At 55.5% G+C, this 11562-nt stretch carries 14 protein-coding genes and 1 tRNA gene; 8 read left to right on the forward strand and 7 right to left on the reverse strand.

Annotation, left to right across the window (positions count from 1 at the left end; genetic code table 11):
- Together IBX51_RS12515 and IBX51_RS12520 are read left to right on the forward strand one after the other, a co-directional pair.
- On the forward strand, positions 1 to 1076 hold a 1076-nt coding region (locus IBX51_RS12515), incomplete at its 5' end, for an NfeD family protein (RefSeq protein WP_291831613.1).
- Between the two features lie 42 nt (positions 1077 to 1118).
- Positions 1119 to 1904: a slipin family protein gene (locus IBX51_RS12520; protein ID WP_291831614.1), complete on the forward strand. Its 786-nt coding sequence runs from the start codon at positions 1119 to 1121 to the stop codon at positions 1902 to 1904.
- Positions 1905 to 1969: 65 nt separating this feature from the next.
- Here the strand turns inward: IBX51_RS12520 and IBX51_RS12525 are convergent, their stop codons facing one another.
- From IBX51_RS12525 to IBX51_RS12535, 3 genes are all read right to left on the reverse strand, one after another.
- Positions 1970 to 2251 carry an Lpp/OprI family alanine-zipper lipoprotein gene (locus tag IBX51_RS12525; RefSeq protein ID WP_291831616.1) on the reverse strand — a complete coding sequence of 94 codons (282 nt, stop codon included), beginning with the start codon at positions 2249 to 2251 and terminating at the stop codon, positions 1970 to 1972.
- Positions 2252 to 2470: 219 nt separating this feature from the next.
- Positions 2471 to 3025: a L,D-transpeptidase family protein gene (locus IBX51_RS12530; protein WP_291831617.1), complete on the reverse strand. Its 555-nt coding sequence runs from the start codon at positions 3023 to 3025 to the stop codon at positions 2471 to 2473.
- 123 nt (positions 3026 to 3148) lie between these two features.
- Entirely contained in the window at positions 3149 to 4861 is a 1713-nt protein-coding gene (locus IBX51_RS12535) for a potassium/proton antiporter (protein ID WP_291831618.1), read from the reverse strand.
- Between the two features lie 70 nt (positions 4862 to 4931).
- Between IBX51_RS12535 and IBX51_RS12540 the strand changes: the two genes are divergently transcribed.
- Positions 4932 to 5005 (forward strand) — tRNA-Gly (locus tag IBX51_RS12540).
- Between the two features lie 25 nt (positions 5006 to 5030).
- Here IBX51_RS12540 and IBX51_RS12545 read toward each other — a convergent pair.
- Positions 5031 to 6341, reverse strand: coding sequence for an NAD(P)/FAD-dependent oxidoreductase (locus IBX51_RS12545; RefSeq protein WP_291831619.1), 1311 nt, complete (start codon positions 6339 to 6341; stop codon positions 5031 to 5033).
- A gap of 329 nt (positions 6342 to 6670) precedes the next feature.
- Here IBX51_RS12545 and IBX51_RS12550 point away from each other — a divergent pair, with 329 nt between their 5' ends.
- Positions 6671 to 7294, forward strand: coding sequence for a YbhB/YbcL family Raf kinase inhibitor-like protein (locus IBX51_RS12550; protein ID WP_291831620.1), 624 nt, complete (start codon positions 6671 to 6673; stop codon positions 7292 to 7294).
- 160 nt (positions 7295 to 7454) lie between these two features.
- Positions 7455 to 7904 carry a DUF302 domain-containing protein gene (locus IBX51_RS12555; RefSeq protein WP_291831621.1) on the forward strand — a complete coding sequence of 150 codons (450 nt, stop codon included), beginning with the start codon at positions 7455 to 7457 and terminating at the stop codon, positions 7902 to 7904.
- On the opposite strand, the gene IBX51_RS12560 is transcribed toward IBX51_RS12555, so the two are convergent.
- Positions 7901 to 8506: a TetR/AcrR family transcriptional regulator gene (locus IBX51_RS12560; protein WP_291831623.1), complete on the reverse strand. Its 606-nt coding sequence runs from the start codon at positions 8504 to 8506 to the stop codon at positions 7901 to 7903. The genes IBX51_RS12555 and IBX51_RS12560 overlap by 4 nt on opposite strands.
- A 119-nt stretch (positions 8507 to 8625) precedes the next feature.
- Here IBX51_RS12560 and IBX51_RS12565 point away from each other — a divergent pair, with 119 nt between their 5' ends.
- Both IBX51_RS12565 and IBX51_RS12570 read left to right on the forward strand, forming a co-directional pair.
- The gene (locus tag IBX51_RS12565; RefSeq protein WP_291831624.1) at positions 8626 to 9177 is read left to right on the forward strand and encodes a carboxymuconolactone decarboxylase family protein; all 552 of its coding nucleotides are present in this window, start codon (positions 8626 to 8628) and stop codon (positions 9175 to 9177) included.
- Positions 9178 to 9284: 107 nt separating this feature from the next.
- A complete protein-coding gene (locus IBX51_RS12570) occupies positions 9285 to 10145 on the forward strand; it encodes a DUF547 domain-containing protein (RefSeq protein WP_291831625.1) in 861 nt (286 codons plus the stop codon).
- Positions 10146 to 10207: 62 nt separating this feature from the next.
- Here IBX51_RS12570 and IBX51_RS12575 read toward each other — a convergent pair whose 3' ends face one another.
- A complete protein-coding gene (locus tag IBX51_RS12575; RefSeq protein WP_291831626.1) occupies positions 10208 to 10354 on the reverse strand; it encodes a hypothetical protein in 147 nt (48 codons plus the stop codon).
- A gap of 194 nt (positions 10355 to 10548) precedes the next feature.
- On the opposite strand from IBX51_RS12575, the gene IBX51_RS12580 reads away from it, so the two are divergent.
- The gene (locus tag IBX51_RS12580) at positions 10549 to 10875 is read left to right on the forward strand and encodes a glutaredoxin (RefSeq protein WP_291831629.1); all 327 of its coding nucleotides are present in this window, start codon (positions 10549 to 10551) and stop codon (positions 10873 to 10875) included.
- 119 nt (positions 10876 to 10994) lie between these two features.
- On the opposite strand, the gene IBX51_RS12585 is transcribed toward IBX51_RS12580, so the two are convergent.
- Positions 10995 to 11480: a YHS domain-containing (seleno)protein gene (locus IBX51_RS12585; RefSeq protein ID WP_291831628.1), complete on the reverse strand. Its 486-nt coding sequence runs from the start codon at positions 11478 to 11480 to the stop codon at positions 10995 to 10997.
- Between the last annotated feature and the right edge of the window lie 82 nt (positions 11481 to 11562).

Below are 11562 nucleotides of genomic sequence, written 5' to 3' on the forward strand. Positions count from 1 at the left end.
CCGCCATGGCACCCGCCACCAACCTGGGATCGGCGACACCGGTGCAGATGGGTGGTATGCCGGGCAGCACGGAGCCAGAGCCAGAGAGTCAACCAGGTCAGGAGGGCGACGAATCCAGTAAGGGTGCTGATGACAAGTCTTTCGAGCCCGAAAAACGCCGGGGTGATACGGCCATGGAGCGAAAAGTCCTGGAGGATGCGGTCAGCTACATCCGTGGTCTGGCAGAGCGCCATGGCCGGAATGCGGATTGGGCTGAAGAAGCTGTGCGTGAAGCGGTTAACCTGGGCGCGACCGAGGCTCTGGAACTGAATGTCGTTGATGTGGTGGCACCTGACCTGGGGTCTTTATTGGAGGCGATTCACGGCCGCACCGTGCAACTGGCGACAGGCGAGGCGGTCCTCGACACGGCCGAGTTGGAACTGGTGCGCTCAGAGCCCGACTGGCGTACCCGGTTGCTGTCTGTGATCACCGATCCGAACGTCGCGTACTTTCTGATGATCATCGGTTTTTACGGCATCATCTTTGAGCTGTCCAATCCGGGTGCCATCGTACCCGGGGTGATCGGGGCGATCAGTCTCATTCTGGCGCTGTTTGCCTTTCAGGTACTGTCAGTGAATTACGCTGGTCTGGCATTGATTCTTCTGGGGTTGGCTTTCATTGTCGGGGAGGCCTTCGTGCCCAGTTTCGGGATACTCGGGGTGGGGGGCATTGTTGCGTTTGTGACCGGTTCGGTGATTCTGATGGACGGTAGTCACCGGGATATTTCAATGCCGACCATTGGAGGCACGGCCGTGGTTGCCGGGGGCTTCATTCTGTGGACGGTTACGCGCTTTATCGGCCTCAGGCGAAGGCCGCCGGTCAGCGGCAGTGAGCACATGGCACACGAAGTTGGCTTGGCCCTGGATGATTTTGAACCGACGTACGAGGCATTTCATGGCCATGTGCAGGTAAGCGGTGAGCGTTGGAATGCCCGGAGTGCCGATGCAGTCACCAAGGGCGCGACGGTTAACGTGAAAGGCATGGAGGGATTGACCCTGATCGTAGAGGTGAAACCAGAGGCTGGATCGGCCCATTAAACGATCCTTTCGGACTAACCAACGGCAAATCAAGGAGGCCGTATGAACCTGGGCGACATAATTCCCTATATCGCACCGATTGTGGTGTTATTGCTAATACTTGGTTCCGCCATCAAGATCCTGCCGGAATACGAGCGCGGTGTGGTGTTCTTCCTGGGCCGGTTCCAGGGTGTAAAAGGCCCCGGCTTGATCATTGTTATCCCGGGAATCCAACAGATCGTGCGTGTGGATTTACGCGTGATTACGCTGGATGTGCCCAGTCAGGATGTTATCTCCAAGGATAACGTTACGGTTCGGGTAAACGCGGTACTGTATTTCCGGGTAGTTGATCCTGAGAAAGCGATCATCCGGGTGGAAGATTTTGGGGCAGCTACCAGCCAGCTGGCGCAAACCACGCTGCGCTCGGTACTGGGTAAACACGATCTGGATGAGATGTTGTCAGAGCGCGACAAGCTGAATTCCGATATCCAGGAGATCATTGATTCCCAGACGGAAGACTGGGGTATCAAAGTGGCTAACGTGGAAATCAAACACGTGGATCTGAATGAAACCATGATTCGTGCTATCGCCCGTCAGGCCGAGGCAGAGCGTGAACGCCGAGCCAAGGTTATTCACGCCGAAGGTGAACTGCAGGCGTCGAAAAAGCTGGTAGAAGCGGCGGAAGTGATGTCAGCGAACTCTGGCGCTATGCAATTACGCTATCTGCAGACGTTGGCGGACATGAGCAGCAGTAACAGCTCTACCATCGTGTTCCCGCTGCCGGTGGATATGATCAAATCCTTTATGGACGGTCAGGTCACCAGAAAGCCAGGCAAGTCTGACGAGTAACGGTGGGTTTTCATTCACGCACAAAAAAGGCCGGTTTAACCGGCCTTTTTTGCTAAGCGTCAGCCTTACTTCTGGCTGGAGCGCTCCAGCATGCGACGTGCACGCTCGTTAGCTTCGTCTGCAGACTTCTGAGCTGCGCGAGCGGCAGCCAGTGCTTCTTCAGCAGTCTGCTGGGCAGTACGTGCAGAGCTGGCAGCGCTGTTAGCGGTGTTCAGTGCGTTGTTGGCGGTCTGCTCGGCGGAGCTTGCAGTTGCATTGGCTTCGTCGATAGAACCTTGGTCGGTTGTAGCACAACCAGCAGTCAGTACGGCGGCCATTGCAAACCCGGCGATCGTCAGTTTACGCATTATAATTCCCCTTATTAGTCGTTTTAATTCCTGTGATCCGAAAGTCAGTATAGACGACTTCCTGTCAACTAGCCCGATAGGCATTGACTACCGGAGTCGTTAAACAGTGTAAAACACTCGGAGACATAATGTTAACTAAGGATACGTAAATTTTCTTGGCTTATGACAACAACTTAATTCTATGGTCATGGAATCGATCGTGATCGACCGCCATGGACGTCAGGGCAGAATTCGAATCGGTGTGCCGTTATCGACCAGCGCCCAAATTTCATCCATCTCTTCGTTGGTGACCGCGATGCAGCCTTCGGTCCAGTCCAGTCCGGTATAGGCAAAGGCAAGATCCCCGGCATTATTGGGCAGGCCATGAATCATGATGCTGCCGCCCGGGTTCAGCCCCCAGGCTTCGGCGAGTTCCCGGTCATTGGCGCTGGGGTACGAGATGTGGATGGATTTGTGGAAGTCGCTGTTGGCGTTTCGCCAATCCAGGATGTAATCGCCTTCTGGTGTGCGCCTGTCGCCTTCATACAATTTGTGGCCGACGGGATTGCCGCCCAGGGATATCCGGTAACTCCGCACCTTGCGCTCACCGCTTAATAAGTACAGCCGGCGTTCTTCTTTACGAACCAGCACCTGGGTAATTTCAAGATGTTCGGCAAGCGTTGGTTCGGCGGATGGAACCACCATGCGGGTATCTGCCCTCGCCAATAGCTCGGTGCCTTGAGCGAGAATGGGCAATGCTGCCAGGATAAACGATAAAAAAAGTCTCAGGGTCATGATGCCAGCATAGTCGGTTTGATGGTTAAAGATTGTTCACAGTGGTTATAACATAGCCGGCAGGGGTATTGATAAGGGGTTTTGTTACGGTTGCTGGTTTTCGTTACACGAATCTGACTGGCATCACGCATCCATCTTCAGACCGACCTTGGTAACCCGGTCCGATTCAGTGGCCCGGGCCACCAGGGTTACCGGGCCCAATGTTACGGTGTCACCAACTACCGGATGGCCCTTCGTGCGTTTGGCAAAACATTCCGCCAGCGACAGCTCGGGGGGCAGCTCGTCGAATTCGATGCCATACACCTGTTCAACATCGCCGAGTAACGCGTCACCGTTGAGCACAAAGTCGCCGAAGAAGGCGCGTTCTGCCAAATGTTTGGGTGCCTGCCGGCCACTCAAAGCCTTGCCCAGGTCGGGCAGCAGTGCCGGAGTGGCGAACATCGCTACCATGTCGCCTGAAGCCACTTCCAGATCTTTGGTGGGTTGCAGGCATTTGCGATTGCGGAACACACCGGCAATCGCAGTGTTGTCCGGTAGCCGAAGCTGACCAAGGGCCTTGGGCCTATCCCAATTCTTGCCTCTGAGCGGGAACAGCATCAATTCATGATCGCCGGCGGCTGGCGCATCCAATGGCAAACGCCGATAAGGGTCTTCGCCAGCAGGGACTTCGAGGCGCAGTTTACGGGCCAGCGGCGCCATGGTAGTGCCTTGCACCAGCAGCGACACCAGAACGATAAAGAAGGCGGCATGGAAAACCAGTTGGGCGTCCGGCAGGTCGGCAATAATCGGGAACAACGCAAGGACAATGGGCACCGCCCCTCGCAGCCCGACCCAACTGATAAACCCCAATTCTCTTTTGTTGAAACCGAAAGGCCAAAGTGTCACCAGCACGGTTAGCGGCCTAATGACGAAGATCAGTGCGAGTGCCAGTACAAGACCGGCACCCGCCAGCGGGATAAGGTCGGAGGGGCTGACCAGCAGGCCCAGCATCAGGAACAGGCAAAGTTGCGCCAGCCAGGCCATACCGTCGTGAACCTGAAGAATCATCGGCATCATCCGGACTGGACGGTTGCCTATAACAACACCGCAGAGGTAAATAGCCAGAAAGCCGCTACCGCCAGCGGCATTGGTGGCCGAGAAAACCGCGATGCCGGCGGCACCAACCAGGATGGGGTACAGGGCTGGTGTTAAGCGGATCCGGTTGGCCAGCTCAACCGTGACAAAACCGCCCAGAACACCCGCGGCCGCGCCGATGCCAAACTGCTGAACCAGCATTAGCAACCCAGAAAGAATAGACCCCGGCTCGTGTTGACTGATCAGTGTGACCAGCATCAGCGTGAGGAAAATGGCCATGGGGTCGTTACTGCCCGATTCGATCTCCAGAGTGGCACTGACTCGTTCGTTCAGGTGCAGGCCCCGGCCCTGTAGCAATGAAAAGACCGCCGCCGCATCGGTTGAGGAGATAATGGCCCCGATCAGTAACGCCATCATCCAGTGCAGATCGAATACCCACCAGGCCACAATGGCTGCGCCGCCCGCGGTCAGCGCGACACCCAAGGTTGCTAACACCAGGGCTGGCCGCAAACCTACCCGGAAGGTTTCCACTCGCGTGCGCATACCGCCATCCAGCAGGATAACGGCAAGAGACAGATTGGCAATCAGAAAAGCCAGTTCAAAGTTGTCGAACTGGATGCCCCCGGGGCCGTCCTCACCCATCATCATGCCAACGGCAAGAAAGACCAGTAATACCGGCATGCCAATGCGGCTGGACAATGGGCTCAACACAATGCTGAAAACCAGCATCAGGGCGCCAATGAGGGTAAGGGTGGGATCCATCAGGCTCCAGACCAAAAGGCTTGCCCGGACGTCAGCCCGGGCTTATATTGCTGTGACTATCATTATGCAGGCGGGCGTAGCTCAATGGTAGAGCTTCAGGTTCCCAACCTGATGACGTGGGTTCGATTCCCATCGCCCGCTCCAGTCTTTCAGGACAAGGCGTTGCGCCTCAGTGCAGCTTCAATCGCGGGTGCATGGCGCGGCTGATCTTGTCCATCAGCCAGATCACGCCGGTGCGCAGGAAGCCGTGCAGGGCGACCTGGTGCATCCGATACAAAGAAACATAGAACACTCTGGCGACCTTTCCTTCAATGTACATGCTCCGGCCAGACAGGTTGCCCATCAGATTACCGACGGTGGTGTAACGGCTGAAGTTGATCAAAGAACCGTGGTCGTTGTAAACGAAGGGCACGGGGTCTTTGCCCTCCAGGCGGTTACACAGAGTTTTGAACAGGGTGTCGGCCTGTTGGTGAGCGGCCTGGGCCCTGGGGGGCACGTTATGGTCCGAACCCGGTTGCGGGCAGGCTGCGCAGTCACCAAGGGCAAATACGTCTGGATCCTGGGTGGTTTGAAGGGTCTGTTCCACCACAAGCTGATTGGTGCGGTTGGCTTCCAGGCCATCCAGATTGGCAAGAAACGGCGGCGCCTTGATGCCAGCTGCCCAGATGGTCATTTCTGAGGGCAGTTCGGTGCCGTCCTTCATCACCAGGCTTCCCTGGCGTACTTCGCTCACCGGCTGTCCGGTCAGTACGTTGACTTTATGCCGTTCCAGTTCCCGGGTGGCCGCTGCTGAGAGTCGGCCAGGCAACGCCGGCAATATCCGATCGGCTGCCTCAATCACGCTGATGGAAACGTCTGACGATTGCAGGTGATTCATGCCGTACACTGGCAACTCCCGTGACGCCAGTCGCAACTCGGCGGCGAGCTCCACACCGGTAGCGCCAGCGCCGATAATGCTGATGTTCAGAGCATGGGGCTGACTCTGATGGGCCTCATGGTTTTTGCGGAGAAATGCGTTAAGCATGAGTTTATGGAAGCGCCGGGCTTGCCTGAGGCTGTCCAGAAACAGACAGTTTTCCTGGGCGCCGGGGGTTCCGAAGTCATTCGCGGTACTGCCGACGGCAATCACCAGGGTGTCGTACTTGATCCGGCGCTCCGGAACCACTTCCTGGTCCTCTTCGTCGAGGAATGGCGCAATGACGATTTCTTTTGCGCTGCGATTGAGGTCGCTCATGCGGCCAAGCTGGAATTCATAATGATGCTTGCGGGCGTGAGCGCGATAGTTAATTTCGTTAGCGTTGGCATCCAGAGAGCCGGAGGCGACTTCGTGCAGAAGAGGTTTCCAGACGTGGGTAAGACCGGAGTCTACCAGGGAGATTCTGGCTTTGTGTTTTTTGCCCAGTTTATTGCCCAGACTGGTGACCAGCTCCAGACCGCCGGCACCGCCGCCGACAACTACAATGTGATGCAGGTTTTCCATAGCAGTCAGACCTTCAGAAGATGAGAGCCAAGTACTCTCGCGGGAAAGTACTTGGCTGTCTGCTCTGATCAGTCTGACCCGTTAACATAAAAGGTAGGCTGCTAACGCCGGCTATATTAACGTTGTAGGTCCACGATAACAATTGGACAGAGGTGTTGTCTGGTTGATCCTTTTGATGCAACCGGAGCGGCCATCACGTGCTTTGTGTTGGCAATTTGCTAATCTGGACACAGACCTGAGATGGTTGATAGAACCAGAACTACACTCTGTAGCGTATGCCCTGGTACAACCCGATTATATGCAAATGACGTCCGACAGGAGAGATTGCTGTGAAACTAAAGGTTCAAGGTGTAGAAGAAGGCCAACCGATTCCCGAGAAATTCGCGTTCGGCGTGTTCAGTGAGCAAGACCACATGAGCTTTGGCCCCAACCGCAATCCTGAGCTGGTGTGGTCCGGGGCGCCGGAAGGCACCAAAAGCTTTGTGGTGATCATGTTTGACCCGGATGTGCCCAGCGTGGCTGACGATGTGAACCAGGAAGGCAAAACGGTGGCTGCCGACCTGCCCCGGGTGGATTTCTTTCATTGGTTACTGACCGATATTCCTGCCAATGTGGGCCGGATACCGGAAGGTGAGGACAGCGATGGCGTGCTGCCAAAAGGCAAGGAATGCGGCCCGGGGGCTATTGGTGTTCGGGGTGTGAACAACTACACCCAGTTCCTCGCCGGCAATCCCGACATGGCCGGCACCTACGCCGGTTACGATGGCCCCTGCCCGCCCTGGAACGACGAAATCATCCATCACTACCATTTTGAAGTGCATGCGCTGGATGTCGAAAGCCTGGGCCTGGATGGTGAGTTTGACGGTAACGATGTACGCCAGGCCATGGCCGGGCACGTGCTGGCCAGCGCCCGGGTGACCGGCACCTACACCCTGAATCCGGACCTGCGCTGAGGTTGGCCTTTCCTGCAGCGATGGTGACTGAGTGGAGTACTGCGCAGCGCAGGTTGAGCAGTTTAACGGTCCGATCCGGTAACGGGCCGGCCATAGGCTGGTGAACAGGCGCCGGGTGCACTACCTTGAGAGAGCAGGTTCACACAAAAAATGGAGGCCTATGATGTTCCGCGCTGCTGCACTGCTCTGCTTGATGATGGTTAGCCTGACGGCCACTGCCGCTGACGGACTGATATTGCTGAAAAGCCCCCACTCGCCGACGGCGACCATGGATAAACTTGAAGCCATTGTGGAGGAGAAGGGGCTGAACGTGTTTGCCCGGATTGATCACGCCAAAGGTGCACAGAGCGTGGGTGAATCGTTGCGACCGACCGAGCTGCTGATCTTCGGCAACCCGCAGGGCGGCACGCCGTTTATGCAGTGCGCGCAATCGGCAGGCATTGACCTGCCCCTGAAGGCATTGGTCTGGCAGGATGACAGCGGTCAGGTCTGGCTCGGCTACAACGACCCTCAGTACCTGGCTGAACGCCACGGGGTGGCAGACTGCCCGGTGGTCAGGAACCTCTCCGGCGCACTCGAGGGCATGACCAAAGCCGCCGTTGCACCTTAGTTCCTTACCTTGTAGCTCTCCAGAATTGCCGCCATGTCGTCGCCGAGCTGCTCAAGCTCAGCGGCAGACGGGTTGCGTTCAGCCATGGCGCGCAGCCCCATAATCTGGCTCTGAAGCAGCCTTGCCAGACGTCGGCAGTCGGTCTGAGCAGCAATTTCTCCCTGATTTCTGGCGCTTTCCAACAGCTCGGCAAAGGACGTTTCAATGGCGGCCAGCACACTCTGGGCCTGCGAATACAGTGCCGGGTTGGTGTTGCTGGCTTCCAGCAAGGTTTTCACGATCAGGCAGGCCCGGGCGGGGGCACAGTCGGTATCGGCGCAACTGCCGGCGATTTCCCGCAAATACGCCTGCAACCCTGCAACGATGCTGTCATAACCCGCCATGTGTTCCGACAGGTCGGCCCCACCCTGCTGTGCGTAATTGGCCAGCGCTTCAGAAAACAGACCATCTTTACTGCCAAACGTGGCGTAGATGCTGCCGGGGCGCATATCCAGCGCCTGCTCGATCTGCTTCATCGAGCTGCCGTGATAGCCCTTTTGCCAGAACAGACTGACGGCTTTCGCCAGAGCTGCTTCCCGGTCATAGCTTGGAGGTCTTGGCATAACGACACCCTCGTGTGGTGCTTTTGAATGTTCGCTCAATTATAACTTGAATGGCCGCTCAAAAACAGATACGGTTTGGTTGTTGAGCGATCATTCATAAACTTGATTGGAGTACCGCAATGGCAGATTTTAAATTACACGATGCCCAATCCGCCCCAGAGGGAGCCAAGCCGTTTCTGGAAAACTCCCAAAAGAACTTCGGTATGATTCCCGGCCTGCATGCGGTCATGGCGGAATCGCCGCAAGTGCTTGAGGCCTATCAGAAGCTGCATCAACTGGTGCTGGACAGCAGTTTAAACAACGACGAGAAGACCGTGGTCTGGCAGACCATCAACGTCGAGAACGCCTGCCATTATTGTGTGCCTGCGCATACCGGCATTGCCAAGATGATGGAGGTGTCTGACGACATCACCAATGCGCTGCGTGACGAAACCCCGCTTCCGAACGACAAGCTGGAAGCGCTGCGTGATTTCACTCTGGCGGTCATGCGCAAGCAGGGCAACGTGAGTGAAGACGACCTGAGCGCGTTTTTCGAGGCAGGTTTCGATAACCGGCATGTGTTGGAACTGATCATGACGTTGTCCCAGAAAATCATGAGTAACTATATCAATCACATCGCCAAAACGCCGGTCGATCAGCCGTTCAAGAAGTTTGAGTGGCAGAAGGCCTGATTCAGGGCCGTGATCAGCCGGTTTAGTACCGGCCGATCACGGCATCCGCGTAACAACTTGCGCCGAGCTGTGTCGGTATACCCTGTTCACCCAACACAGGAGTTGTTATGACCTTTAATTGGCCACCTATCACGGCATTTTTCTCACGCGCGCTCATTGCGCTCTGGTTTCTGGCTGGCAGCGCGCTGGCAGAGACTTCCCCCTACGAGCCATTCCAGCAGCTGGTCGCTGATCACCTGATTGAGCATACCTTGCCGGGCAATGGTCTGGTTTCAGCCTTTGATTACCAATCGGCCCTGGCCGATGACCAGACACAACCACGCCTTGAGCAACAGAGGGCGCGCTTGGCATCGTTTGATCTCAGTCAGCTTGACTCACGGGAGCACGCTGTCGCGTTCTGGATCAACGCCTACAACTTTTTCATGATCGACCAGATTCTGACTGAACGGCCGAATGGCCAGTTGGTGTCTTCGGTGTGGGATTACGGCGGCCGAATCAATCCGTTTGTGAAGAATGTTTTCGGCCGCGCCAACTTCATTGTCGGTGGCCAGGCTTACAGTCTGGATGAAATTGAGAAAGGGATTCTTCTGGGCGATGACTACCAGGCCCGTGGTTGGAAAGACGCAAGGGTACATTTTGCCGTCAACTGCGCCTCGGTCGGTTGCCCACCTTTGAGGACAGAGATCTATACCGCGGCGAACCTGGAAAAATTGCTGGCGGAGAATACCCGGCGGGCATTGAGCACCGAGCGCCAGCTCCGGGTTGAGTCTGGCCGTTTGTACGTGAGTGAACTGTTCAAGTGGTACGAGAAGGACTTTCAGGAGGCTTCCGGCTCAAACCGGGCATTCATTCTGGAGTGGGCGACGCCGGAAGTGTCCGAGCGTGTGAAAGGTGCGGCTGGACTCAGCTACATCGACTACGACTGGAGCCTGAATACCCCGGCAAACTTTCCGGAAATGTCCAGGTAGGACAATACAAAACGAGCTGGCCGCTATGCGTTGATAGCGGCCAGGTTGAAGGTTATTGAGAATTAATCGGCTTGCTTTGCTACGTCAACCGTTTTGTTCGGGTAGCTGCGAGCTTCGTTAAAGCGATCAGCCTGGCCATTCATTGCCATTGAGACGCTGGCGGATGCTGTCAGGACAATCGCTGTCATCAAAACAGTGAATTTTCTCATGGCTCAAATCCTCTCGTTGTTTGGTGATCGGTGCAAGCCTCCTTTCAATGTGGAGATCGCTGCGCCTGATATACAGACACCCGAGATTGACGGCTTGTTACAGTTCAGCAGGAGTTTCAAACAGGGTTTGGTTCTGTTGATCTAGCGATTTTAGTTTCAGTCATCTTTCATTGCAGGAGTCTTCAATGATTAACATGTTACGGCGCTTGTTCGGTAATCAGCCCGGTGTCCCTCGGTCAGCTGATTCAAAGCCGGTCTACCTTTACGGACTAACGCTGTACTACCTCCCCTCCTGTCCATTTTGCGCCAAGGTGCAGTGGGCTCTGGTAAAACATGACCTTGCCGTCACAAAAAAGCATCTCATGACAAGTGCCGGAGCCAGGGATGAACTGATTCACGGTGGTGGTAAACCGACGGTACCCTGCCTGAGAATTCAAAGGAATGGCGAGGATCGCTGGCTCTATGAGTCTGATGACATTGTTGCCTACCTGAACAAGGAGGCACAGGATGCAGCGAGGTGAAGTGTTGGGGCGACACTCGCTTGATAGCACGGTTCAGCAAGGGCTTCCAGAGCTTCAATTATTGAGGATGTTCTACCGTAAAAACGGTGCTGGTCATCGGAAATCCTTACTGGTCAGTCTCAGAACTTGAGGTCTATGAAATTGCTCTTTGCCCTGCGAAGGAGTTCTTTTTCTGTGATTCGGTTGTTTACAACACTTTCTTCCCACCGCTGTCGCCCATCTTGCTCAGTGGAACGATGGAACAATAAAAGTTGACCATCAACAATTTTGAAATTGGTCGGGTCAACGGTTTCAAGGCGCCCTTGCGCAAGGTTATACGGGCAGCTGTGGGGGAAAGTGGGTGCATAGGCTGAGGGGGAGGCGTCAAACTTCTTTTTCTGTTCCGCACTGGTAAACCAATAGACATTTCCTTGATACATGCTCTGGTGTTTTCGGAAACCCATTTCAGGGTGTCCCTGTTCATGGTAGGACACAGGGCTGTAGCCTTCCAGCACAGGCTGGCCATGTTCTGCAGTTCCATGACCTGAAGCGTGGGTTGGTAAAGCGGTCACAGCAAGGAGCATAACCAGGATCGCTGTGCATAGCTGTGTGTGTTTTATAATCATGGGACTTCTCCAATACCGGAATGTTCGGTGGTCATGGTCCGGTAAACATTTACCGACTCATGACACCGATTGTTGCTGCGAT

The organism is Marinobacter sp. (assembly GCF_014859525.1).
Taxonomy (GTDB): Bacteria; Pseudomonadota; Gammaproteobacteria; order Pseudomonadales; family Oleiphilaceae; genus Marinobacter.